The organism is Cellulomonas algicola (genome assembly GCF_019024305.1).
GTDB classification, from domain to species: domain Bacteria; phylum Actinomycetota; class Actinomycetes; order Actinomycetales; family Cellulomonadaceae; genus Cellulomonas; species Cellulomonas algicola.
The window spans coordinates 1-23,496 of the sequence record NZ_JAHKSJ010000030.1 but is presented as its reverse complement, the minus strand read 5'-3'; the positions used below and the strand labels follow the sequence as shown (position 1 = coordinate 23,496).

Sequence of the window (23,496 nt, the reverse complement as noted above, 5' to 3'; positions counted from 1 at the left end):
ACGAGCTCCCGCAGCCCCGGGCCGTCGTCGGTCAGTGCACCGTCGCCTTCTCGGCACCCGCGCCCGTGAGGGAGCGGACCTCCATCTCGGCGAACTTCTCGGGGTGCGGCTTCTCCTTGCTGAGCAGCGTCCCGAGGATCCCGAGGAGGAACGCGAGCGGGATCGAGATGATCCCCGGGTTCTCGAGCGGGATGAGGTGGAAGTCGATGCTCGTGTCGCGGATCATCGACAGGCTCGCCCCCGTCTTCGGGTCGACCTTGCCCGACACGACCGGCGAGATGACGATGAGCAGGATGCACGAGATCAGGCCGCCGTACATGCTCCACAGCGCGCCCGCCGTGTTGAACCTCTTCCAGAACAGCGAGTAGAGGATCGTCGGGAGGTTCGCGCTGGCCGCGACCGCGAACGCGAGCGCGACGAGGAACGCGACGTTCTGGCCGTTGGCGAAGATGCCGCCGATGATCGCGAGGATGCCGATCACGACGACCGTGATGCGCGCGACGCGGACCTCGCCGTCGGGCTTGACCTCGCCCCGCTTGAGCCAGTTGGCGTAGATGTCGTGCGCGAACGACGCCGCGGCGGTGATCGTGAGCCCGGCGACCACGGCGAGGATCGTCGCGAACGCGACCGCCGAGATGATGCCGAGCAGGATCGTGCCGCCGAGCTCGTACGCGAGCAGCGGCGCCGCCGAGTTCACGCCGCCCGGTGCGGACGTGATCGTCTCCGGCCCCACGAGCGCGCCTGCGCCGTACCCGAGGACGAGCGTGAACAGGTAGAAGATGCCGATGAGCCAGATCGCCCACACGACGGACCGCCGGGCCTCCTTGGCCGACGGCACCGTGTAGAAGCGCATGAGCACGTGCGGCAGACCCGCCGTGCCGAGCACCAGCGCGAGGGCCAGCGACACGAAGTTGAGCTGGCTCATCGCGCTCGCGCCGTACTGCTTGCCCGGCTCGATGAGCGCCTCACCGCCCTCGCCCGCCTGGTCGATCGCGCCCTGCAGCAGGTCGGACAGGTTGAACCCGTACTTCGACAGCACCCACAGCGTCATCACGCCGGCGCCCGCGATGAGCAGCACCGCCTTGATGATCTGCACCCACGTGGTGCCCTTCATGCCGCCGACGAGCACGTAGAGGATCATCAGCGCGCCCACGACGGCGATGACGACCCCCTGCGCGGCGCGGTCGTCGATGCCCAGCAGGAGCGCGACGAGGCCGCCCGCGCCGGCCATCTGCGCGAGCAGGTAGAAGAACACCACCGCGAGGGTCGACAGGGCCGCCGCCATCCGGACCGGACGCTGACGCAGCCGGAACGACAGGACGTCCGCCATGGTGAACCGGCCCGTGTTGCGCAGCAGCTCCGCGACCAGCAGGAGCGCGACGAGCCACGCGACGAGGAACCCGATCGAGTAGAGGAACCCGTCGTAGCCGTTGATCGCGATCGCCCCGCAGATGCCGAGGAACGACGCCGCGGACAGGTAGTCGCCGGCGATCGCCGTGCCGTTCTGCGGACCGGTGAACGAGCGACCGGCCGCGTAGTAGTCGGCGGCCGTGCGGTTGTTGCGCGACGCGCGGAACACGATGACCAGCGTCACCAGGACGAAGGCACCGAAGATCGCGATGTTGACGATCGGCTCGCCGACCTGCTCGGTCGCGGTGCGGACGACGGCGCTCACGCGACCTCACCGCTGTCGAGCGTGCCTTCCTCGATGTGCCGGCGGAGGCGCTCGGCGACGGCGTCCTGGCGGTTGTTCGCCCACCGCGCGTAGATCATCGTGATCGCGAACGTCGAGACGAACTGGCCGAGCCCGAACAGCAGGCCGACGGTGATGTTGCCCCACACGCGCGTGCCCATGAAGTCGTGCGCGTAGGTGGAGAGCAGGACGTAGAGGAAGTACCAGACGAGGAACAGGGCCGTCATCGGGAACACGAAGTTCCGGAAGCGACGGCGCAGCGCCTGGAACTCGGCGCTGCGCTGGACGCGTTGGTAGTCGGTCTCTGGGCTGTCGCTGAACGTGTCGGTCATGCGCGCCTCCCGGGGGACGTCGGACGTGGCGGCGTTGCCACAGGCGCCCACTGTGGCCCAGATCACGCTCGTCCACTAGCGGTGTTTTCGTCTGGATCGTCGAAAGTCCGTCGAAAGTTCGTCCCGACCCTGGTCCGGGGGAATCCGTCGCCCTCACCAGCACCTCTGGCGCGGACCCCGCGCGCGGTCGCCGCCGCGAGGCGACCAGGTCGTCGCCGGAGCCGACCATCCGCCCCGCTGCACCCCCTGCGGGCGTCGCGGGCGGGCGTCGCGGACGCCCTACAGTGCTGCGGTGCCCACGCCTCCGGACCCGCCCCGCGGCCGCCGTCCCGAGCTGGACGCGCTGCGCGGGCTCGCCGCCCTCTCGGTCCTGCTCTTCCACGCGCTGACGCTCAACTCGGCGACCCTCCTCCTGGGGGCTCAGCTCGGCGAGGTCCACCACTGGGCGGCGCGGCTCCTCGTCGACACGCCGCTCCACGTCGTGTGGCTCGGCGCCGAGGCCGTGTGGCTCTTCTTCGTCCTCTCCGGGTTCGTGCTCACGCGGATGACGATGCGTCCCGGGTTCTCGTGGGCGGGCTACTACCCCAGCCGGCTCGTCCGCCTGTACCTGCCCGTCGCGATCGCCGTGCTGCTCGCGTGGACGACGTACCTCTACCCGCACGTCCCCGGGCCCACGCAGCCCCAGGCGACGGCCGTCGACTACCCGATGTCGAGCGTGCTGCACGACATGACGCTCGTCGGCGGCACGACGTCGTCGCTCGGCGTCCTGTGGTCGCTGCAGTGGGAGATCGTGTTCTCGCTCCTCCTGCCGCTCTACGTCCTGCTCGTCCGCACGCGGCCCGTCATCACCGGCGTCGTCGCCGCGGTGGCCTGCTACCTCGGCTGGCGCTACTCCGACGGCGCCCTCTCGTACCTGCCGATGTTCTTCGTCGGCACCGTGCTCGCGCACGGCTGGGACCGCGTCGAGCGGTGGACCGCCTTCCTCGCCCGGCGCCGATGGTGGGCCTGGGCCGCCGGAGTCGGCCTCGCGGTCGCGGCGGTTCTCGCGATGACGTCCGCCTACCTCGTCGGGCGCCCCCTCGCCGCGACCCCCGTGCCGACCTGGACCGGCATGGCCGCGCGCAACCTGCTCGTCCCCGTGGTCGTCGCGGGCATCGTCCTGCTCATCGTCCTCGTGCAGACGTGGCCGCCGCTGCGCGCCCTGGTCTCGTCGCGGCCGTTCGTCTACCTCGGCACGATCTCGTTCAGCCTGTACCTCGTGCACCTGCCCCTGCTGGTGCTGTGGCTCTACGTCGTCGGCCCCGGCAAGAAGGCCGCGGCGATCGGCACCGTCACCTCGCTGGTCGCGGCGGTCGTCTTCTACCAGCTGGTCGAGCGGCGCGCGCACGCGTTCTCACGACGGGTCGGCCGCCGCGCCGCCACCGTGCTCGACCGGCCCGCGACGGCCGCGGCAGCGCCGGCGCCGGACGCTCGACCGGAGTCCGCCGCGCCGACGGGGACGGACGCGGCGCACCCGTCCGGCGCGTCCGCGGACAACGCGGCGCTCGCCGAGCGCACCGCCACGCGCTGACCCGCTGACCCGCTGACCTGCCGAGCCACCCCCGCGAGCGGACGGCGCCTGCCGCCCGCTGTCGCGGGACGCGCCGGCCCGACGCCCGCCCCTCGCCCGTCAGTGGCCGGCGTCGTGCCAGCTGGCACCGACACCGACGCTCACGTCGAGCGGCACGTCCAGCGGGCCGCCCTGCGCGGCGTCGCCCGCAGCGGCCATCTGCTCGCGCACGAGCGCCTCGACCTCGTCGCGCTCCCCCGCGGCGACCTCGAGCACGAGCTCGTCGTGCACCTGCAGGAGCATCCGCGAGGCCAGCCCGCGCCGGGTCAGCTCCCGGTCGACACCGAGCATCGACACCTTGATGAGGTCCGCCGCGCTGCCCTGGATCGGCGCGTTGAGCGCCATGCGCTCCGCGGCCTCGCGACGCTGCCGGTTGTCGCTCGTGAGGTCCGGCAGGTAGCGGCGGCGGCCCAGGATCGTCTCGGTGTAGCCCGTCGTGCGCGCGACGTCGACGACGCCCGTGAGGTAGTCGCGCACCCCGCCGAAGCGCGCGAAGTAGTCCTGCATGAGCCCCGCGGCCTCGGACACCTCGATCGACAGCTGCTGCGACAGCCCGTACGACGACAGCCCGTACGCGAGGCCGTAGCTCATCGCCTTGATCTTCGACCGCATCGCCGACGTGACCTCGTCCGTGGGCACGCCGAACACGCGCGACCCGACGTACGAGTGCAGGTCCTCCCCCGACCGGAACGCCTCGATGAGCCCCTCGTCGCCCGAGAGGTGCGCCATGATCCGCATCTCGATCTGCGAGTAGTCCGCCGTCAGCAGCGTCTCGTAGCCCTCGCCGACCACGAACGCGCGGCGGATCTGGCGGCCCGCCTCGGTGCGGATCGGGATGTTCTGCAGGTTGGGGTCCGCCGACGACAGGCGTCCCGTCGCGGCGATCGTCTGCTGGAACGTCGTGTGGATGCGACCGTCGGGCGCGACCGACCGGAGGAGCCCCTCGACCGTCTGGCGCAGGCGGATCGCGTCGCGGTGCGCCAGCAGGTGCTCGAGGAACGGGTGCTGCGTGCGCGCGAACAGGTCGGTGAGCGACGCGGCGTCGGTCGTGTACCCCGTCTTGATCCGCTTGGTCTTCGGCATGCCGAGCTGGTCGAACAGCACCTCCTGGAGCTGCTTCGGCGAGCCGAGGTTCACCTCGCGGCCGATGACCGCGTACGCGTCGGCCGCGGCGCCCTGCACCTGGCCGTCGAACGACTTCTCGAGCGACGACAGGTACGGCTGGTCGGTCGCGATGCCCGTGCGCTCCATGCGCGCCAGGACGTCGACGAGCGGCAGCTCGAGCTCGTGCAGCAGACGCTCCGCGCCGCGGTCCGCGAGGTCGCCCGCGAGCACGTCGGCGAGGTCGCGCACCGCGGAGGCGCGCACCGCGGCGCGGCGCCCCTCGTCGGTGCCGTCGAGCTCGAGGTCCAGCGCGCCCTGGCCGCCGACCTCCGCCTCCTGCGCGCCGAGCTCACGCCGCAGGTACCCGATCGCGAGGTCCGCGAGGTCGTACGCGCGCCGGTCCGGCTGGCACAGGTACGCCGCGAGCTCGGTGTCGAACGTGACGCCCGCGAGCTCCATGCCACGACCGCGCAGCGCGTGCCACGCCTCCTTCGCGGCGTGCACGACCTTCGGCCGGTCGGCGTCGGCGAGCCACGCGGCGAGCGCGGTCTCGTCGGCCGGGTCGATCTCGGCGAGGTCGAACGCGGCGGCCTGGCCGGAGTCGTCCGCGAGCGCGACGCCCCACGCGTCGCCTCCGGCGGGTGCGCCGGAGCCGCGGACGTCGAGGCCGAGCATCCGGTCGGCGCGTCCGGCGAGCCACTCGGCGAGGTCGCCGGCGCCGAGGACGGCGAGGTCGAGGGCTGCGGCGGCGACGGCGGCGGGCTTCTCGCTCTCGTCGGGGAGCATCGCGAAGAGGCGGTCGCGCAGGGTGCGGAACTCGAGCTCGTCGAGGATGGTGTGGAGGGCGTGGCGGTCCCAGGGGCGGGCGGCGAGGTCCTCGGGGCCGAGCGGGAGCTCGAGGTCGTCGACGAGGCGGTTGAGCTGGCGGTTGAGGCGGACCTGGTCGAGGTTGTCGCGCAGTGCCTCACCGGCCTTGCCGGTGACCTTGTCGGCGTTGTCGAGGATGCCCTCGAGGCCGTCGAACTGGCCGATCCACTTGGCGGCGGTCTTGGGACCGACGCCGGGGATGCCGGGAAGGTTGTCGCTGGACTCGCCGACGAGGGCGGCGAGGTCGGGGTAGCGCTCGGGCGGGACGCCGTACTTGGCCTCGACGGCGGCGGGGGTCATGCGTGCGAGCTCGGAGACGCCCTTGACGGGGTAGAGCACGGTGACGTCGTCGTTGACGAGCTGGAAGGCGTCGCGGTCGCCGGTGATGACGAGGACCTGCATGCCCTGCGCGCGGGCCTGCCGCGAGAGCGTGGCGAGGACGTCGTCGGCCTCGTAGTCGGGCTTGGTGATGACGGGGATGTGCATGGTGTCGAGCACGCGGCGGATCACGTCGACCTGGCCGCGGAAGGGCTCGGGGGTGGCGTCGCGGTTGCCCTTGTAGGCCTCGTACTGCTGCGTGCGGAAGGTCGTGCGGCCGAGGTCGAACGCGACGGCGACGTGGGTGGGCTCCTCGTCGCGCAGGAGGTTGGCGAGCATCGAGGTGAACCCGAAGACGGCGTTGGTCGGGTCGCCGGTGGAGGTCGCGAACTTGTCGACGGGGAGCGCGAAGAACGCGCGGTAGGCCATCGAGTGCCCGTCGATGAGCAGGAGCCGCGCGGGCCCGGCGGGTGCGGCCGGGGCGGTCGTGGACAGGGCGGCTGGCTGTGCGTCGCTCACGGGTGCCAACCTATCTGCCATGTCCGACACCACCGACGCGCTCGCCGCGATGCCGCCCGTCACCGGGACCCTGCTGGAGCGGATGGGGATCGAGGTGCTCGAGCTGTCCGCGGACCGCACGGTCGGCGCGATGCCGGTCGCGGGGAACACGCAGCCGTACGGGTTGCTGCACGGTGGCGCGTCGGCGGTGCTGGCGGAGACGCTCGCGTCCTACGCGGCGCAGGTCCACGCGGGTGCGGGGCGCGCGGCGGTGGGCATCGAGATCAACGCGACGCACCACCGGTCGGCGCGGTCGGGCGTGGTCACCGGGACGGCCACCGCGCTGCACCTCGGGTCGAGCCTCGCGAGCTACGAGGTGGTCGTCGAGGACGGCGACGGGCGGCGCGTCTGCACCGCGCGCGTGACCTGCATGCTGATCGACGCGCGGCGCTGAGCGGCGGCGTCGACGCGAGGCGTCGGGACGGACGGCACGGGCTCGACGAACCCGGTCGCGCGGATGCGGCCCTGGCGGCGGCGCGCGATGAGGTCCTCGATGCCGCGCGATCCTGCGCGGCGCGGCACGCCGGTGTGGGTCGCGGGCGCGAGGTCGTGCGCGAGGCGGCGCTGCAGCGCCGAGGTCGTGACGACGCGGTGCGCGGCCGCGGGGGCGAAGCCGAGCCGGGCCAGGAAGCGCTGCATGCCGCGCGCGCCGGGCAGCGGGAGCGCGTAGAGCTCGGTCGCGCCGACCTGCTCGGCGTGCGCGACGGCCTCGGCGAGCAGGGCGTGGCCGAGGCCGCGGCGGCGCGCGTCGGGCAGGACGTAGACGGCCTCGAGGTTCATGCTGACGACGTCGGTGAACGGTCCGGGGCCGACGACGCGGGCGAGGAGCAGCCCGCTCGGGACGCCGTCCACGGAGCCGAGGAGGACGAGCCCGCCGGGTGCGCCTCGGAGCGCTCCCAGCTGGTCGCGGAGGCGGTCGGCGTCGTCGGTGCACAGCTGCGCGCCCACGGCGGCCTCGCGTCGCGCCGCCAGGCAGACGGCGACGAGATCCTCGAGGTCGTCCGGGCAGGCGGCACGGACGTCGGTTCCTGGGCGCACGGCGGCGAGCCTCCAGACGGGACGAGGGGATCCGGTCGGGCGGTACCGTCCTGCCCAGGCGGCACCGGAACCGATCATGGCGCAGGGGGTCGCCACCTGCCTAGTCCCCGGAGGTCCCGGGTGAAGCCGGACCTGGACGGACGCCCAGCACGACCGCGACACGGATCACTCGATCGGCACCGGCTCTCGCGTTCACGTAATGAACAAGACACAATCCCTCCCTATCGTCCTGCCACCCGGCTGGACGACGCACGCTCGACAGCGCCGCCGAGCCACTGCTCGCGCACGACCCGAACTGGACGGAGGTCCCAGGTGCGATCACGCGCACTGGACCGCAGCGCCCTCTTGCTGCAAGCCCGGCGAACCGCCGCCCCCCTGCTCCTGCTCCTCGTCGCCGCGGCGATGCTCCTGGTCGCCCCGCCCGCCCGGGGCGGCGCGCCCGTCGCGGCCGCGACGCAGGCCTGCGTGGCCGACGCGGCGACCGGCTGCATCGTCGGCACGCTGCGCACGTCGGCGGGCGACCCCGTCACGGGTGCCGTCGTGCAGGCCGTCGGCCCCGCCGGCGAGCTCACCGCGACGTCGGACGCCACGGGACGCTGGTCCATCCCGGTCACGGAGCCCGGCGAGTACGTCGTCACGCTCGACGTCGCCACGATCCCCGCGGGCGAGGTGCTGCGCGACCCCGGCAACAACCCGCGCACCGTGCAGGTGGGCCTCGGCGCCTCTGCGGCGGCGCTGTTCCCGCTCGGGGAGCCCGCCGCGGGCGGGTCCGGCGGCGGTGACGAGCCGAGCGACGGCCCGACGCCGACCCCGGGCACCGACGACGGCGGCACGCAGTCGTCCTCGACGGGAGGCGGCGGCATCACCGCGTCGCGCGTCGCGCAGCTCACCGTCAACGGGCTGGTGTTCGGCACGCTGCTCGCGCTCGCGAGCGTCGGCCTCTCGCTCATCTACGGGACGACCGGCCTGAGCAACTTCGCGCACGGCGAGCAGGTGTCGCTCGGCGGCATCCTCGCGTACGTCGGCACGCAGCTCGTCGGGCTCCCGCTGATCCCCTCGGCGATCATCGCGGTGCTCCTCGGTGCGGCGTCGGGGTGGCTGCAGGACGCGATCCTGTGGCGGCCGCTGCGTCGGCGCGGCGTCGGCATGATCCAGCAGATGATCGTGACGATCGGTCTGTCGATGGCGATCTCGTACGTGTACCAGTTCTTCTTCGGGGCCGGTCCGCTGCGCATCGTCACCGAGACCCCGACGTCCGTGACGCTCGGACCGGTGCGCCTCACCGTCACCACGCTCTGGTCGATGCTCATCGCCGTGATCGCGCTGGCCGGGGTCGCGTACTTCCTGCTGCGGACCCGGGCCGGGCGTGCCACGCGCGCCGTCTCCGACAACCCGGCCCTGTCCGCGGCGTCCGGCATCTCCGTCAACCGCACGATCCGCCTGGTGTGGGTCATCGGCGCGGGGCTCGCGGCGCTCGGCGGCGTGCTCGTCGGCCTCTACTTCGGCGCGACGTCGTGGTACTCGGGCGGCGCGATGCTGCTGCTCATGTTCGCGGCCGTCACCCTGGGCGGCCTCGGTGCCGCGTTCGGGGCGCTCGCCGGATCGATCGTCATCGGCCTCGTCGTCGAGCTGTCGAGCCTCTGGATCCCGACCGACATGCGCTACGCGTCGGCGCTCGTGATCCTCATCCTCGTCCTGCTGGTCCGGCCGCAGGGCATCCTCGGCCGCGCGACGCGCGTCGGATAACGGAGACACACCATGGACTGGTCACGCATCCTCCCGATCGTCCTCGGCGAGTTCTTCGCGCCGACGACCGCCGCGTACGCGCTCGCCGCGATCGGCCTCAACATCCACTTCGGCCTCACCGGCCTGCTCAACATGGGCCAGGCGGGCTTCATGCTCCTCGGCGCGTACGGCTTCGCGATCGCCACGATCGCGGGCTGGCCGCTGTGGGCCGCGGTGCTCGTCGCCATCGCCGCCGCGACCGTGTTCGCGCTCATCCTCGGCATCCCCACCCTGAAGCTCCGCGGCGACTACCTCGCGATCGTCACGATCGCGGCCGCCGAGATCGTGCGCCTCGTCGGGCGCTCCACCGCCCTCACGGACCTCACGGGCGCGTCGAGCGGCCTGCGCGGCAACCAGTACAAGCACACGTTCCAGGACGCCTCACCGTTCCCCGACGGGAACTGGGCGATCGGGCCGTTCGAGTACGCGGTCAACGCGTCGAACAGCTGGTGGCTGCGCATCGTCGGCTGGGCCGTCGTCCTGCTCGCCTGCCTGCTGGTGTGGCTGCTCATCCGCTCCCCGTGGGGCCGCGTGCTCAAGGGCATCCGTGAGGACGAGGACGCCGTGCGCTCGCTCGGCAAGAACGTCTACAGCTACAAGATGCAGTCGCTCGTGCTCGGCGGCGTGATCGGTGCGGTCGCGGGCATCCTGTACGTGCTGCCACGCGCCGTCCAACCCGACTCGATGGGCCGTTCCATGACGTTCTTCGTCTGGACGATCCTGCTGCTCGGCGGCGCCGCGACGGTGTTCGGGCCCGTGCTCGGCTCGATCATCTTCTGGGCCGTGCTCGCGTTCATCAAGATCACGATGCGCGAGGTCGTCCCGACGACGGTCCTGCGCAACGAGCAGATCGAGCAGTTCGGCTGGATCATCGTCGGCGTCACGCTGATGCTGCTGATCATCTTCCGACCACAAGGCATCCTCGGCGACAAGAAGGAGCTCGCGATCAATGCCCACTGAGCCCTCTGCCGCCGTGCCGCCCGTCGCCACGCCGTCGACCGCCGCGCGCGACGCCGCCGTCGCCGCGCTGCGCGACGTCCCGCACGAGCCCGGCGCCCGCAAGCCCGACCCGATCCTCGTCGCCGACGACGTCCGCCGGCACTTCGGCGGCGTCAACGCCGTCGACGTCGACCACGTCGAGATCCAGCGCGGTGCCATCACGGCCCTCATCGGCCCGAACGGCGCCGGCAAGACGACCCTGTTCAACCTGCTCACCGGCTTCGACAAGCCCAACAGCGGGCGCTGGACGTTCGACGGGAAGTCGCTCGGCGGCGTCCCCGCCGCACGCGTCGCGCGGGCCGGCATGGTCCGCACGTTCCAGCTCACCAAGGCCCTCAACCGCATGACCGTCATCGAGAACATGCGGCTGGGCGCCACGCAGCAGCCCGGCGAGAACCTGTTCGCCGCGCTCGTCGCGCCGCTGTGGCGCGGCCGCGAGCAGGAGATCACGGCGCAGGCCGAGGAGCTCCTCACGCGGTTCAAGCTCGACACCAAGCGCGACGACTTCGCCGGCAGCCTGTCGGGCGGCCAGCGCAAGCTGCTCGAGATGGCGCGCGCCCTCATGGCGAAGCCCCGGATGATCATGCTCGACGAGCCCATGGCGGGCGTGAACCCCGCGCTCACCCAGTCGCTGCTCGGGCACATCCAGGCGCTGCGCGACGACGGCACGACCGTGCTGTTCGTCGAGCACGACATGCACATGGTCCGGCACATCTCCGACTGGGTGATCGTCATGACCGAAGGCCGCATCGTCGCCGAGGGGCCGCCCGAGTCGGTCATGCAGAACCCCGCCGTGATCGACGCCTACCTCGGCGCGCACCACGACACCGACCTCGGGGACGACGCGCTCCTCGACGACGCCGTGCTCGAGCAGCTCCGGGCCGAGGACGAGGAGGGGTCGCGATGAGCGACGCGATGGACGCCGTCACCCGGGACGACCACGACGCCGCCCCGGCCGACACGGCGGTCGCCGTCGGCGACCGGGCCGCGCTGCACCGCGGTGCGCCTCCCGGCGAGCCCTTGCTCGCGGCGACGGACCTCGTCGCCGGGTACCTGCCGGGCGTCGACATCCTCAACGGGTGCAACCTCGTGCTGCACCCCGGGGAGCTCGTCGGCATCATCGGGCCGAACGGCGCGGGCAAGTCGACGCTGCTCAAGTCGCTGTTCGGGCTCGTGCCCGTCCGCTCGGGGTCGGTCACGCTCGGCGGCGAGGCCATCACGAACCTGCGCGCCGACCACCTGGTGCGGCGCGGCGTCGGGTTCGTGCCGCAGACGAACAACGTGTTCCCCTCGCTCACGATCGAGGAGAACCTGCAGATGGGGGCCTACCAGGCGCCCCGGAAGTTCAACGAGCGGTTCGCCTTCGTCGCCGACCTGTTCCCGACCCTGGGCGAGCGCCGCAAGCAGCGGGCGGGGTCCCTGTCGGGCGGCGAGCGGCAGATGGTCGCGATGGCGCGCGCGCTCATGATGGAGCCGACGGTCCTGCTGCTCGACGAGCCGTCCGCCGGCCTGTCGCCCGTCAAGCAGGACGAGACGTTCCTGCGGACGCGGCGCATCAACAAGGCGGGCGTGTCCGTGGTCATCGTCGAGCAGAACGCCCGACGTGCGCTGCAGATCTGCGACCGCGGGTACGTGCTCGACCAGGGCCGCAACGCGTACTCCGGGCCCGGCCGGGACCTCATGCACGACCCGAAGGTCATCCAGCTGTACCTCGGCACGCTCGCGACGGACGTCGAGAGCGCGGCACGCCGAACGGACGACGCGGGTCCCGCGACGCCCGCCTGACGGGCATCCCGTCGCGACGTCCGCGGCCCGCGGGGCAGGGACTCCTCCCCCGCGGGCCGCGGCGCGTCAGAGCCCGTAGCGCGGCTTCAGGTGCCGCCACCAGTCGCGGAACATCCAGGCGTCGAACTCCGTGATGGCGGCGGCCGACCCTGCGCGCATGACGAACCGCTGCACGCCCGTCGGGGTCCAGTCGTAGAAGTCGTCCAGGCCGAACGTGTGCCCGATCTCGTGCTGCAGGATCGTCACGTCCGGGCTGTCGAGCGCACCGAGGAAGTACTCGGTGCCCATCCGCTGGCCCCAGTCCCCGCCCGCGCCGCCGCCGAACCCGTCGGTCAGCCAGAACGACTGGTCGTAGTGCCGCTCCGCCCCGCCCGGGTACCGGCCGTCCTGGTGGAAGAACCGCCCGAGCGACTCCGGACACTGCGGGGCGTTCTCGCGGATGTCCCCGACGTACACGTCGACGGACGCGTCGGTCCACTGCAGCAGCGACCGGTCGCGCACCGCCCAGCCGACGACCCGGATGTCGACCTCCGGGTACGGCCAGCCGTTCCAGCGCGTCCCGTCGGCGTTCAGGAGCGTCGCGAACCACTTCCGGTACTGGGCCTCGTACTGCGCGTGGATGCGGTCGCGCTGCGCCGCCGTGACCGTCCTCGTGGAGTCCCACCGCACGCACACGTTGAGGTACCCGCCGTTCGCGACCACCTGGTCCCAGCCGTAGTTGCGGAAGCCGTAGAGGTTGCCGCTGTTGTACGTCTGCTCCTGGTGCCGCCACACCTCGTCGAGGGGTGTGACGAGCGCGGCCGGCGGGTTCCAGACGGTCGGCGCCGTCGTCGGGGTGGGCGTGGGCGTCGGCGTGCGGGTCGGCGAGGGCGTGGGGCCGGGCGTGACGGTCGGCGTGGGCGTGGGGGTGCGCGTCGCTGTCGGCGTCGGTGTCGGGGTGGGTGACGTGGTCGGGGTGGGCTGGCCGGCCACCGTGCACGCGACCCCGTTCAGCCGGACGTCCGCGGGTGGCGGCGTCCGGCCGTTGTGCGTCGCGTTGAAGCCGACGGTCCACGTCTCCCCCGCCGCGAGGCGCTGCTTCCAGGCGGGCGCGCGGGCGGTGACCGCCGTGCCGCTCGTCGTGAGGTCGGCGTTCCAGCCCTGCACGAGGTTCTCCCCGGCGGTGAACGTCCAGGTGAGCTGCCAGCCGTCGACGGGTCGGTCGACGGTGACGGCGAGGTCGCCGGTGAAGCCGGTGCCCCACGACGACGCGACCGCGTAGCGGGCGGTGCAGCCCGCTACGGCCGAGGCGGAGGTGCCGGGCACGACGGCGCCTGCGGCGGCGAGCAGGGCGACGGCCCCGGCCGTGACGGCGCGGGCGGTGGCCCGTGGGCGGGTGGGTCGAAGGTGCGGCATGACGCTCCAGACGTCGGGCGACCGGCGTCGCGCGTGCGGTCGCAGCGGGTGCAGGAGCGGCACGCTAGTGACGTCGAAGCGCTTCCGTCTCCGGCCTGAACCCTTTCAGGTCCGCTTTCGTCGGCGCGTCCCGCGTGTCATGCCGGGTCGGACGACCCCGCCGCGTCCGTGCGTCCGGGCTCGACGTCGACGTCTCCGTGCGGCAGCCCGGTGATGCCCAGCTCGTCGGCGAGGAACAGAAACGCCTTGCCGTACGGGTGGTCGCGCACGTCCTGACGGACCCGGTCCCAGTCGATCTGCTCCCGCAGCGCGCGGACGATCGCCAGCAGCCGTCCGAAGTCGCACGCGTGCTCGCCGAGCACCCGCATCTTCGCCGACACGATGTCGGTGGCGCCCAGCACCGGCATCCGCACCGCCAGCACCTCGAGCTCGTCGCTGCGCTCCAGCAGCTCGCGCGTCACCGGCTGACCGACCATCCGGAACAGCACGTCCACCAGCTGCCCGTGGTGGAACGCCTTGAAGAGCCAGTTCTCCGCGGGCTGCTCGACGACCAGCCCCGCGGCCGCGATCGCGGCCTTGGCCCGGTCGACGTCCTCCTCCGTCACGGCGAAGTCCGCGTCGTGGCTCGGCTCGGGCGCGCCGCGCGCCCACGACGCGTACCCGCCGACGAGCGCGAACGGGATCTGCGCGTCCGTCAGCGCCACCGCGACGAGCCGCAGGCCGTCCTGCAGCGCCGTGCGGTCGTCCGGCGGGTTCTCGAGGGCTCCCTGCACCGTCATCGGGCCATCCTTCATCCCGCCGCGCAGACCCGCAGGTCGACGACAAGAATCGCGAGGGTGCGACTCGCGACCTTCAACATCCTGCACGGCCGGTCCACCGTCGACGGCGAGGTCGACCTCGACCGGTTCGCCGCCGCGGTGCGCGGCCTCGACGCCGACGTGCTCGCCCTCCAGGAGGTCGACCGCGACCAGCCCCGCTCGCACGGCGCCGACCTCACGGTCGTCGCGGCCGACGCGATGGGAGCGCCCCACCACCGGTTCGTCGCGACGCTGCACGGCGAGCCGGGCCTCTGGACGGCGGCGACGGGCGACCGCGAGCCGTCGGCCGCCCGGTACGGCATCGCGCTGCTGAGCCGGCACCCGGTCCGCGAGTGGCGCGTCCTGACGCTTCCCACGCTGCGTCGCCGCGCTCCCGTGCGGTGGCCCGGGGAACGGTGGCCGACGCTCGTGCGGGACGAGCCGCGCGCGGCGCTCGCCGCGGTCGTCGACGGGCCCGCGTTCACGCTGACCGTGGTCGCGACCCACCTCACGTTCATCCCCGGCTGGAACGTCCGGCAGCTGCGGCACCTCGTGGGGCAGGTGCAGCCGCTCCCCCGCCCTCTCGTGCTCATGGGCGACCTCAACCTCGAGCCGGACCGGCCGCAGCGTGCGACCGGCATGCGGCCGCTGGCGACCGTCCCGACGTACCCCGTGGGCGTCCCGGAGCGCCAGCTCGACCACGTGCTCGCCGACGGGCCGCTCCACGTGTCCCGGCCGGCCGTCTCGGTCGACACCGGCCTCTCCGACCACCGCGCCCTCGTCCTGGACGTCGCGCTGCCCGCCTGAGCCGGGAGGACCCTGGCCCGCCCTGACGAGCCCTGACGGGTCCTGACGGGTCCTGACGGCCCACGGGACGCGCTGGAGGTCGCATCGAGGCCACCGGGCGTGCTGGTCGGAGCGAGGCGGCCTCCGGGCGCACAGGACGGCCCAGCAGGACGCGCGGGCGCGAGGAACGGCCGAGGGGCCGGCGCGGCTCGTGCCGCACCGACCCCTCGGTCACGTCCGACGGGCGAGCGCCCGTCAGGTCTGCGTTCAGCCGACCTCGCCGAACTCCGACTTCGTGAACGTGTACTTGTTGTCCGCACCGAAGGTGTAGACACCGATGTACGCGGACGACGGGTCGTTGTCCGCGTTGAACGGACCGACGCCCGAGACGGCCTCGTAGTCGATGTCCTTGCCGTCGTCGAGCAGCTTGACGCAGTCGGCGAACGTGTCGCACTTCTCGCCACCGTCGGCACCCGAGACCGCGGCCAGGTTGGCCTGGATGGTCTCACCGTCGGTGTCGCCGCCCTTCACCGCGGCGAGCGCGGCGAGGATCGTGGCGTCGTACGACTCGGCGGCGTACGAGTAGTCGCTCAGCGAGTCGTTGACCTCGGCGAGCCGGGCCTGGAACTCCTCGCTCGGGAACGCACCGGGCAGGGTGCCCTGGGCACCCTCGAGCAGACCGGCCTGGAACTCCTCGCCGAACTGCGTGAGGTTGCCGTCGACGAAGTAGACCTTCGACATGTCGTAGCCCTGCGCGGCCAGCTCGCTGATGATGAGCGGCGTCTGCGTGGTGAACGCGATGATCGCGATCGCGTCCGGCCCGGCCGCCAGCGCGTTGCTGACGATCGAGGTGTAGTTCGTCTCGTTCGGGTCGAACTCCTGGCCGGCGGAGCCGTACGCGAGGGTCGCGCCCGAGTCCGTGACGACCTTCTCGACGACGTCGCGCAGCGACGTGCCGTAGTCGTCGTTGAAGACGAGGATGCCGGGGTTCACGGCGCCGTCCCCGAGGATCAGGTTGGCGAGCGCAGAGCCCTGGACGGTGTCCGGCGGGGCGGTGCGGAAGTAGAAGTCGTTCGTGCCGGACAGGTCCGTCGCCGTGTTGGCGGGCGAGATCTGCACGATCTTGGCGCCGGTGATGTCGTCGATGACGTTGCGCGTCACCGAGGACGACGCGGCACCGACGATGACCGAGACGTCCTGGCTGATGAGGTCCTGCACCGACTGGGTGGCGACCTCGGCGTGCTCGGCGTCCGAGGAGTCGGTGTGCACGGCCTCGACGTCCGAGCCGAGGACCCCGCCTGCTTCGTTGATGTCCTTGACCGCGAGGTCGACGCCGGCGATCTCGGGCGGGCCGAGCTGCGCGAGCGAGCCGGTCTGCGGCAGCAGCGTGCCGATCTTGAGCGCGGCGGCCGAGTCGGAGCCGCCGTCGGTCGCGTCGTCGCCGCTGTCGCCGTCCCCGCCGCTGCACGCGGCGAGGATCAGCGCGGCAGCGCCCGCCAGGGCTGCGGCCCTGACTGCGTGTGTCGAACGAATCATGCGTGGTACCCCTCTTGTCGAGTACTGCGTCCCGCCGATCCCTGGTGAGGATCGGTGCAGTGTGGCGCGAAGGTAACCAGTCTTTGTATCCGGGATGTGAATGTCTCTGTCTCAGGGCATGTTTGTTGCAGAGTTGTGACAAAAGCGAGGCCGGCCGAGCGTGATGCTCGACCGGCCTCGTGACCGTGGGGCGGGCGTCAGGACGCGCCGCCGCCGACCTGCTCGATGACGGCGTCGGCGACCTCGCGCATGGTGAGGCGGCGGTCCATCGACGTCTTCTGGATCCAGCGGAACGACTCGGGCTCGGTGAGGCCCATCTTGGTCATGAGCAGGCCCTTCGCGCGGTCCACGCGCTTGCGGGTCTCGAACCGCTCGGCGAGGTCGGCGACCTCGGACTCGAGCGCGCTGATCTGCGCGTACCGCGAGATGGCGATCTCGACCGCGGGCAGCAGGTCGGCCGGGCTGAACGGCTTGACGACGTACGCCATCGCGCCGGCGTCGCGCGCACGCTCGACGAGCTCGGTCTGCGAGAACGCGGTGAGGAGCACGACGGGCGCGAGGTGGGCCTTGCCGATGCGCTCGGCCGCCGAGATGCCGTCGAGGACCGGCATCTTCACGTCCATGACGACGACGTCGGGCTTGAGCTCCGTCGCGAGGGCGACCGCCTGCTCACCGTCACCGGCCTCGCCGACGACGTCGAAGCCCGCGTCGCGCAGCGTCTCGACGACGTCCATGCGGATGAGGGCCTCGTCCTCGGCGACGACCGCGCGGCGCGCCGGGCGCCCCGTGGTGCTGCTCGCGGGCTCGGGGGCGGGCTCCGCCGCCGGGGCCGCGCTCGGCAGGTCGAGGGGGGTCGCCTCGGTGGGCTCGGGGGTCTCGTCCGTGGTCACGGTGCACAGCGTAGTCGCCGTGGGTGGGCGGGTTGCGGGCAACCGGCGCTGTGACGTACGCCGCAGCAGGTGGGCGCGTCGGCGGCGGTGCTCACGGAGGCGGTGCGTCGTGGGTCGCGACGCGGTCGGCCCGTGTGTCGCGGCGGTGTCCGCGTGCTGGTGACGCCCGGTCGGACGGGTGCGGTTCGCGTCTATCCTGGCGGCCTGGCCCCGATAGCCCAACCGGCAGAGGCGTTCGGCTCAAACCCGATCCAGTGTGGGTTCGAATCCCACTCGGGGCACCACATCTGGACACCTCCAGAGCCATCAGGGCGCTCCCGGAGCGTCCCGGGCGGCCTGTGAGGCATCTGGACGGCCGCCCGTCAGCACATCGCGTGTGCGTGGCCCTGGCGGATAGGCGTGGCCGCGCGCATCGCTGCAGCAACGCGGGTCCCACTCGGTCGAGCGCACCGGGTCTCCAAGACATGGAGCGCGGCAGCAGCCCTGAGCACGTGAGCCGGCGGGTACACCTCGACACCCCTCGTGTCGCACTCGCCGCCTGAGACCCGCTGCCACCTACGCGTCGCAGAGCCGACCCTCAGTCCAGCGAGGTGGTCATGAGGTCATTGGCGCACGATCACTCTGCCAGGCCTTCGCCTCGGTCAGCCGTCAACGGCCGTCGCGAGCCGCCTGGCGTCGCGCGCCGGCGGCCTGGGACGAGGCGTCGCGCTTGGCGCCCCCGGTCGTCTGCTGATGATCGCGGGCGACCCCCGGACCGGAGCCTGTGCCCATTGGCCCCTCGCTGGCGGGGCCGGTGGACCGGCCGGCCTGCGCGGCAGCCAGCCGCTCTTGCTTGAGCTCCTCGGCCGCTGCCCTGGCCAGCACCGCCAACCGGTCGCTGACCTGGGCGAGCACGTCCTCGAAGATCTCGGCTTTCTGCGCCGCCCGGGTGTTCTTGGGTCGTGCGGCCCCGCGGCCGCCGTGGTCCTGCACCCCGGCGGCGGCCTGGCGGCGGTAGTTCTTCTGGTACTTCTTGCGTGCGCGGCGGACCCGTTGGTGCAGCGTCAGCAGCTCGTCCTCGTCGAGGTGATCCATCCGCGCCGGTTCGGTCTCCCGCACCAGGTCGCGCTCCTCGGAGTTGAGGACGCTGAGCAGCTCGTTCATCGGGACTCCGGTCTGGTGGTCCGTGCCGTTCCTGTCGCTGTGATCGACCGTAGCGCGTTGAGCCCGCCTCGACCTGGCGAGATCGGTAGGTTGACGGGTCAGGAGGCATCGATGGGGGCACCGTGCGGATCGGCCGGCGACTGGTCGTCGCGACGACGGTGGTGACCTCGGCGCCGGCCGTGGTCCGGTTCGGGCGCTGACTCCCGTGGCCGACGTCGACGCCAAGAAGGTCGAGCGTCGAGCACTGGTCGGGTCGATCGTCGGCGCGTCTGTGATCGGGGCTGCGGCGCTCGTCTGGGGCGTCGTGGCGCAGTCCCGGGTGCTGCTCTTCGACGGCGCTTTCGTCCTCCTCGGGATCGTGTTGTCCGCGCTGTCCCTCGCTGCGTCCCGGGCTGCGGCGATCGCGCCGAGCGCCCGCTTCCCGTTCGGTCGGCAGGCGGTGACCCCGATCGCGATCGCGATCCAGGGCGCCGCGCTGCTCGGGACGCTCGTCTACGCGGCCGCGGACGCTGTCGCGATCATCCTGGCCGGAGGCTCCGACGTCGCTGCCGCCACTGTCGTCGCCTACGGGCTGCTGTCGATGGTCTGCTCGATCGGCCTGGTCCGCTGGCTCAGGCGCACCGCGCCCGCCTCCGACCTCGTGGTCGCCGAGGTCGCCCAGTGGCGCGCCGGAGCCCTGCTGAGTCTCGTCTATGCGGCGGGCGCGGGAGTGGCCCTGCTCCTGGCCGTCTGGTCGCTCGACGACGTCGTGCGCTACGTCGACCCGGGGCTCGTGCTCCTGGCCTGCGTGGTGCTCGTGCCGATCCCCCTGCGGCTGTTGCGGGCGGCCGGGCTCGAGCTCATGGAGGCCGCCCCGCCCACCGAGATCGCCACCAGGATCGACCGCGCTGTCGAAGAGGTTCGCGCCGAGTTCGACCTGCCCAGTCCTGTCGTCCGCGCGACCAAGCTCGGCGAGCGGCTCTACGTCGAGATCGACTTCGTCGTGGCAGCCGGCGGGTGGGACGTCTCCGGTGAGGACCGGGTCCGCCGCGCACTCCTCGGACGACTCGAGACGCTCGGCTACGAGCTCTGGGCCAACGTCGAACTCACTACCGACCCCGAGCTGGCGGCCTAGCGCGATCGGCCGGCGGTGCGCTCTGCGCTCCGCGGCCGACGCCCGCGCGGTCGGCGATTCGGGCCCCATCAACGTCCGAGCGCGCACGCCCAGCCAGTTGACCAGCACAAGGGCGCCCCCGGGTCTACGTTCGAGGCGGATGCGGGATCCGGACCGAGTCACGCCGGGCGTCCAGGAACCAGTTGGCAGCGGTCTGTCCCGACGAGACTGAGGACTGGCATGGCCTTCTCCGACCACCTCGACGTCATCGGCCCCTCACGTGAGCTCGGGTCGGTCAGGTTCGACGTCACCGCGGACCCCCCCGACCGCCCTCAGGTGTGGCTGGTCGCGCCCGACGGTCCCCTGCCCGACGGCGTGTCCTGGGAGGAGTTGCGTGCAGCGGGTTTCTCGGGCTCGGTCCGCAGCGTGCACGTCGTCGCGTCCCCGACGTCGCACGTCCTCGCCGGGACCGGTCCCGCACCCACGGTCGACGACTGGCGCGACGCGGCCGGGCTCGGGTCACGGGCCGCGTCGCCGCACACCGACCTGGCCGTGCGGCTGCCCGACGACGTCACGGGCGAGGTCGTGCGCGCGGTCGTCGAAGGGATCTTGCTCGCGCGCTATCGCTACGACGCGTTGCGCGCCGAGCCCCAGGGCCACCGGCTGACGCACCTGGCACTGGTCACCGGCGCCGCGCACGACGAGACGGCCGCGGCCGCGGCGCTCGGGGTCGCGTCCGCCGGGGCGACCGCGCTCGCCCGGGACCTGGCCAACACCCCGCACAACCACCTCACCGCGTCCCGGCTGGCCCGGATCGCGGTCGACCTGGGCGCCGAGGCAGACCTCGAGGTCGAGGTGTGGGAGCAGCAGCGGTGCCGCGACGAGCGGCTGGGCGGGCTCCTCGCGATCAACGCGGGCAGCGAGCAGGAGGCTCGGTTCGTGCGCCTGCGCTACGTGCCGCCCGGCGCCCCCACCGGCCGCCTCGGGCTGGTCGGGAAGGGGATCATGTACGACTCGGGCGGGATCGGGCTGAAGCCCAACGACGACTCGCACGCGCAGATGAAGAACGACATGTCGGGCGCGGCAGCGATCCTCGCCGCGATGCTCGCCCTGCCCGCGGCGCATGGGACTGCGGAGGTCGTCGGCTACCTCATGTGCACCGACAACATGCCGTCGGCGACGGCCACCGCACTCGGAGACGTCGTGCGCGGTCGCTCCGGTCGCACCATCGAGATCGTCAACACCGACGCCGAGGGCAGGGTCGTCATGAGCGACGGGCTCGCGCTGGCTGTGGAGGACGGCGTCGACGCGATCGTGGACATCGCCACCCTGACCGGGGCGGTGGCACGGGCGTTCGGCTCGCTGCTCTCGGGCATCACAGGCTCCGACGAGGCCCTCGTCGCCTCCGTCGCAGCCGCCGCCACCTCGAGCGGCGAGCCGGTGGCCAGGGTGCCGCTGGAGCACCGCTACCGTCCGCAGCTGACCTCGCAGGTGGCCGACCTGCGCAACCTCGGACCGACCGGCCAGCCCGACGGCATCATCTCGGCGCTGTTCCTGCACGAGTTCACCGAAGGCGTTCCGTGGGCGCACCTCGACATCGCCGGCACCGCCTGGTCCACGGTCGACGCCGGCTGGCAGACCCCCGGATGCACCGGTGTGGGCGCGCGGACCATCCTGGCGGCCGCCGCAGGGTTCACGGCGTGACCACACCACGGCCCGCCCACGAGGCAACCGACATGGTCGAGGAGCGGCGATGAACTCGGTGGTGGCGTTCGTCGTCGTCATGCTCGTGTGGACCGTCAGTGACTTCGTCGCGAAGAAGACGAAGTCACTGCTCTCGTCGCTGTTCGTCGCCTCGATCATCTTCCTGATCGGCTTCCTGACGAACGTCTTCCCCGACGACCTGCTCGCGAGCTCGTCGCTCCTGGCGCTGGCGGGCGTGGTCGTGGGCTTCATCATCGTGCACCTCGGCACGATGATCAGCCTCGACGACTTCAAGAAGCAGTGGCGGACGCTGCTCGTGGGAATCGCGGCAGTCGTCGGCATCGCCGTCTTCCTGCTCGTCGCCGGGCTCGTCTTCGGTGGTGGTGTCCAACCCGGCGAGTACGGCGAGGTCGCGGCACAGCCGCTCGACTTCGTGATCGCCGGGGTCGGGGCGATCAGCGGCGGGACGATCTCGGTCATCATCATCCAGGAGGCGGCGCTCGGGGTCGGCCTGACCACCGTCGCGATCTTCCCGGTGCTCATCGTGGCGCTGCAAGGGCTCATCGGCTTCCCCCTGACCTCGGTCATCCTGCGTCGGGAAGCGTCACGCGTGAAGGCCCAGGTCCGTCCTGGCGAGCTCAGCGTGGACGAGGCAGAGGAGGCCGCGACAGCGAGCACGAGCCGGCTCCCGGACGCGTTCCGGACCACTGCCGGCACGCTCTTCGTCGTCGGCGTGGTCGTCCTGGCCGCCATCGGGATCAACAACCTCACGGACGGCGTCCTCAACACCTTCGTGGTGGCCCTCATCTTCGGCATCGCGCTGCGCACCACGGGGATCTTCAAGCCGTCGGTCCTGGCGGGCATCGACTCGCTCGGCCTCATGATGATCGCGATCCTCATCCTGGTGTTCGGGCCGCTCGCGACGGTCGAGCTGTCCGACCTGGCGAGCCTGGCGGTGCCCCTGCTCCTCGCGTTCGTGTGCGGGCTCGCGGGGATCGCGGTCTTCGCGGCGGTGACCGGCAAGCTCGTCGGGTACAGCGTCTCGATGTCGATCGCCATCGGCCTGACGGCGCTGTTCGGCTTCCCGGGCACGATGATCCTGTCCCAGGAGGCCGCACGGGGTGCCGGCGAGTCGCCCGAAGAGGTCGCCGCGATCGAGGGGCAGATCCTGCCGAAGATGATCGTGGCGGGTTTCTCCACCGTGACCATCACGTCGGTGATCGTGACGAGCATCATCGCGGGCCACATCGGGCGCTGACCCGGCAGCGCTGCCGGAAAGGACAAGCATGTCGGACGCGACGGTCAGCCTCCTCGTTCTGGCCGGGTGCGTCGGTCTCCTGGCCGCGATCTTCCTGCTCACGCTCCTGCTCGGCCTGGTGGTCAGCAACACGGCGACCGTGCTCATCGTGGTGCCGATCGCGGTGGCCATGGCCGACGAGGCGGGCGTCCCGCTCGCTCCGGTGCTCATGCTCGTCGCAGTCGCCGGGGCCGCGTCTTTCCTCACCCCGATCGCCACCCCCGCAAACCTCATGGTGACCGGGCCTCATGGTGACCGGGCCGGGCGACTACAAGTTCTCGGACTTCTGGAAGCTCGGGCTGGCCACTACCGTGGCGTGGTTCGTGGTCGCCATCGCGCTCATTCCCGTCATCTGGAGGGCATGAGTCGTGCGAGGTGCCAGTCGTGCCGCTATGTGCCGCTACCAGGGTGTGCCAGGGCTGCTCGTCCTGCGCGTCGTGGCACCGCCGCAGGACGTCCCGGAGTCGCAACGACTCTTGCCAGGACATGGGTAGCAGCGACGCTGTCGCCGAGAACTCGACGACGTCTAGCGAGGGCCATCGTGATCAGGCCGACACCCACGACGATCACCAGACCGCGGTTCGATCCACCCAGGTGGTCGTCCAGAGCGAGACCGATCACGAACGGGAAGACCACCTGCCCCGCCGCTTCGGCCATGACCAAGAGCAATGACAGCGTGACGCGCGCGGTAGCCCTGCAGCATCTGCCACACGCCAGCGGCCCAGGTGTACTGACCACGACCGTTGTTGACGTAGCGAGAGACCTCC

20 protein-coding genes and 1 tRNA gene are annotated in these 23,496 nt (G+C 72.0%); 12 read left to right on the top strand and 9 right to left on the bottom strand.

Going from position 1 to position 23,496, the window contains the following annotated elements; all coding sequences use genetic code 11:
* Positions 1 to 31 precede the first annotated feature (31 nt).
* The gene (locus tag KOV94_RS18320) at positions 32 to 1,675 is read right to left on the bottom strand and encodes a monocarboxylic acid transporter (protein ID WP_124341749.1); all 1,644 of its coding nucleotides are present in this window, start codon (positions 1,673 to 1,675) and stop codon (positions 32 to 34) included.
* A complete protein-coding gene (locus KOV94_RS18315) occupies positions 1,672 to 2,025 on the bottom strand; it encodes a DUF485 domain-containing protein (protein ID WP_124341750.1) in 354 nt (117 codons plus the stop codon). The genes KOV94_RS18320 and KOV94_RS18315 overlap by 4 nt, the downstream gene beginning before the upstream one ends.
* Before the next feature lie 292 nt (positions 2,026 to 2,317).
* On the opposite strand from KOV94_RS18315, the gene KOV94_RS18310 reads away from it, so the two are divergent.
* The gene (locus KOV94_RS18310) at positions 2,318 to 3,595 is read left to right on the top strand and encodes an acyltransferase family protein (RefSeq protein WP_160142821.1); all 1,278 of its coding nucleotides are present in this window, start codon (positions 2,318 to 2,320) and stop codon (positions 3,593 to 3,595) included.
* A 99-nt stretch (positions 3,596 to 3,694) separates the two neighbouring features.
* Here the strand turns inward: KOV94_RS18310 and polA are convergent, their stop codons facing one another.
* Entirely contained in the window at positions 3,695 to 6,463 is a 2,769-nt protein-coding gene (gene polA / locus KOV94_RS18305) for a DNA polymerase I (RefSeq protein ID WP_225916970.1), read from the bottom strand.
* On the opposite strand from polA, the gene KOV94_RS18300 reads away from it, so the two are divergent.
* Entirely contained in the window at positions 6,462 to 6,875 is a 414-nt protein-coding gene (locus KOV94_RS18300; protein ID WP_124342077.1) for a PaaI family thioesterase, read from the top strand. The genes polA and KOV94_RS18300 overlap by 2 nt on opposite strands.
* On the opposite strand, the gene KOV94_RS18295 is transcribed toward KOV94_RS18300, so the two are convergent.
* Positions 6,791 to 7,519, bottom strand: coding sequence for a GNAT family N-acetyltransferase (locus tag KOV94_RS18295; protein ID WP_235843363.1), 729 nt, complete (start codon positions 7,517 to 7,519; stop codon positions 6,791 to 6,793). The two genes, KOV94_RS18300 and KOV94_RS18295, sit on opposite strands and share 85 nt — an antisense overlap.
* Before the next feature lie 312 nt (positions 7,520 to 7,831).
* Between KOV94_RS18295 and KOV94_RS18290 the strand changes: the two genes are divergently transcribed.
* The 4 genes from KOV94_RS18290 to KOV94_RS18275 are packed head-to-tail and all read left to right on the top strand — an operon-like array spanning position 7,832 to position 12,088.
* Entirely contained in the window at positions 7,832 to 9,265 is a 1,434-nt protein-coding gene (locus KOV94_RS18290) for a branched-chain amino acid ABC transporter permease (protein ID WP_218052820.1), read from the top strand.
* A gap of 12 nt (positions 9,266 to 9,277) precedes the next feature.
* Positions 9,278 to 10,264: a branched-chain amino acid ABC transporter permease gene (locus tag KOV94_RS18285; RefSeq protein ID WP_124342080.1), complete on the top strand. Its 987-nt coding sequence runs from the start codon at positions 9,278 to 9,280 to the stop codon at positions 10,262 to 10,264.
* Complete coding sequence (locus KOV94_RS18280; RefSeq protein ID WP_225916969.1) at positions 10,254 to 11,210, top strand: ABC transporter ATP-binding protein; 957 nt, start codon at positions 10,254 to 10,256, stop codon at positions 11,208 to 11,210. Before KOV94_RS18285 ends, KOV94_RS18280 begins: the two co-directional genes overlap by 11 nt.
* Positions 11,207 to 12,088 (top strand): ABC transporter ATP-binding protein, encoded by an 882-nt coding sequence (locus KOV94_RS18275; protein WP_225916968.1) that lies wholly within the window; start codon positions 11,207 to 11,209, stop codon positions 12,086 to 12,088. Before KOV94_RS18280 ends, KOV94_RS18275 begins: the two co-directional genes overlap by 4 nt.
* A gap of 66 nt (positions 12,089 to 12,154) precedes the next feature.
* Here KOV94_RS18275 and KOV94_RS18270 read toward each other — a convergent pair whose 3' ends face one another.
* Together KOV94_RS18270 and KOV94_RS18265 are read right to left on the bottom strand one after the other, a co-directional pair.
* Positions 12,155 to 13,546, bottom strand: coding sequence for a cellulose-binding domain-containing protein (locus tag KOV94_RS18270; RefSeq protein ID WP_218052819.1), 1,392 nt, complete (start codon positions 13,544 to 13,546; stop codon positions 12,155 to 12,157).
* 74 nt (positions 13,547 to 13,620) lie between these two features.
* Positions 13,621 to 14,262 carry a nucleotidyltransferase family protein gene (locus KOV94_RS18265; protein WP_124342082.1) on the bottom strand — a complete coding sequence of 214 codons (642 nt, stop codon included), beginning with the start codon at positions 14,260 to 14,262 and terminating at the stop codon, positions 13,621 to 13,623.
* 57 nt (positions 14,263 to 14,319) lie between these two features.
* Here KOV94_RS18265 and KOV94_RS18260 point away from each other — a divergent pair, with 57 nt between their 5' ends.
* Positions 14,320 to 15,087 (top strand): endonuclease/exonuclease/phosphatase family protein, encoded by a 768-nt coding sequence (locus KOV94_RS18260; protein WP_124342083.1) that lies wholly within the window; start codon positions 14,320 to 14,322, stop codon positions 15,085 to 15,087.
* 246 nt (positions 15,088 to 15,333) lie between these two features.
* On the opposite strand, the gene KOV94_RS18255 is transcribed toward KOV94_RS18260, so the two are convergent.
* A complete protein-coding gene (locus KOV94_RS18255) occupies positions 15,334 to 16,602 on the bottom strand; it encodes an ABC transporter substrate-binding protein (protein ID WP_124342084.1) in 1,269 nt (422 codons plus the stop codon).
* A gap of 197 nt (positions 16,603 to 16,799) precedes the next feature.
* On the bottom strand, positions 16,800 to 17,492 hold the full coding sequence (locus KOV94_RS18250; RefSeq protein WP_124342085.1) for an ANTAR domain-containing response regulator: 693 nt from the start codon (positions 17,490 to 17,492) through the stop codon (positions 16,800 to 16,802).
* Positions 17,493 to 17,699: 207 nt separating this feature from the next.
* On the opposite strand from KOV94_RS18250, the gene KOV94_RS18245 reads away from it, so the two are divergent.
* Positions 17,700 to 17,776: transfer RNA gene (locus KOV94_RS18245), tRNA-Leu, on the top strand.
* Positions 17,777 to 18,140: 364 nt separating this feature from the next.
* On the opposite strand, the gene KOV94_RS18240 is transcribed toward KOV94_RS18245, so the two are convergent.
* On the bottom strand, positions 18,141 to 18,635 hold the full coding sequence (locus KOV94_RS18240) for a hypothetical protein (RefSeq protein WP_124342086.1): 495 nt from the start codon (positions 18,633 to 18,635) through the stop codon (positions 18,141 to 18,143).
* 205 nt (positions 18,636 to 18,840) lie between these two features.
* Between KOV94_RS18240 and KOV94_RS18235 the strand changes: the two genes are divergently transcribed.
* The 4 genes from KOV94_RS18235 to KOV94_RS20850 all read left to right on the top strand — a co-directional run.
* Positions 18,841 to 19,749 carry a cation efflux transmembrane domain-containing protein gene (locus KOV94_RS18235; RefSeq protein ID WP_218052818.1) on the top strand — a complete coding sequence of 303 codons (909 nt, stop codon included), beginning with the start codon at positions 18,841 to 18,843 and terminating at the stop codon, positions 19,747 to 19,749.
* 219 nt (positions 19,750 to 19,968) lie between these two features.
* Positions 19,969 to 21,432: a leucyl aminopeptidase family protein gene (locus tag KOV94_RS18230; protein WP_124343161.1), complete on the top strand. Its 1,464-nt coding sequence runs from the start codon at positions 19,969 to 19,971 to the stop codon at positions 21,430 to 21,432.
* A 49-nt stretch (positions 21,433 to 21,481) separates the two neighbouring features.
* The gene (locus tag KOV94_RS18225; protein WP_124343160.1) at positions 21,482 to 22,690 is read left to right on the top strand and encodes a hypothetical protein; all 1,209 of its coding nucleotides are present in this window, start codon (positions 21,482 to 21,484) and stop codon (positions 22,688 to 22,690) included.
* Between the two features lie 28 nt (positions 22,691 to 22,718).
* The coding region (locus KOV94_RS20850) for an SLC13 family permease (RefSeq protein ID WP_225916967.1) at positions 22,719 to 23,496 on the top strand (778 nt) is incomplete at its 3' end.

What these genes read in the sequence shown, in the direction of transcription:
- KOV94_RS18315 (WP_124341750.1), bottom strand. Translation starts at nt 2,025, where the DNA reads ATGACCGACACGTTCAGCGACAGCCCAGAGACCGACTACCAACGCGTC.
- KOV94_RS18300 (WP_124342077.1), top strand. Translation starts at nt 6,462, where the DNA reads ATGTCCGACACCACCGACGCGCTCGCCGCGATGCCGCCCGTCACCGGG.
- polA (WP_225916970.1), bottom strand. Translation starts at nt 6,463, where the DNA reads ATGGCAGATAGGTTGGCACCCGTGAGCGACGCACAGCCAGCCGCCCTG.
- KOV94_RS18285 (WP_124342080.1), top strand. Translation starts at nt 9,278, where the DNA reads ATGGACTGGTCACGCATCCTCCCGATCGTCCTCGGCGAGTTCTTCGCG.
- KOV94_RS18280 (WP_225916969.1), top strand. Translation starts at nt 10,254, where the DNA reads ATGCCCACTGAGCCCTCTGCCGCCGTGCCGCCCGTCGCCACGCCGTCG.
- KOV94_RS18275 (WP_225916968.1), top strand. Translation starts at nt 11,207, where the DNA reads ATGAGCGACGCGATGGACGCCGTCACCCGGGACGACCACGACGCCGCC.
- KOV94_RS18265 (WP_124342082.1), bottom strand. Translation starts at nt 14,262, where the DNA reads ATGACGGTGCAGGGAGCCCTCGAGAACCCGCCGGACGACCGCACGGCG.
- KOV94_RS18255 (WP_124342084.1), bottom strand. Translation starts at nt 16,602, where the DNA reads ATGATTCGTTCGACACACGCAGTCAGGGCCGCAGCCCTGGCGGGCGCT.
- KOV94_RS18240 (WP_124342086.1), bottom strand. Translation starts at nt 18,635, where the DNA reads ATGAACGAGCTGCTCAGCGTCCTCAACTCCGAGGAGCGCGACCTGGTG.
- KOV94_RS18230 (WP_124343161.1), top strand. Translation starts at nt 19,969, where the DNA reads ATGGCCTTCTCCGACCACCTCGACGTCATCGGCCCCTCACGTGAGCTC.
- KOV94_RS18225 (WP_124343160.1), top strand. Translation starts at nt 21,482, where the DNA reads ATGAACTCGGTGGTGGCGTTCGTCGTCGTCATGCTCGTGTGGACCGTC.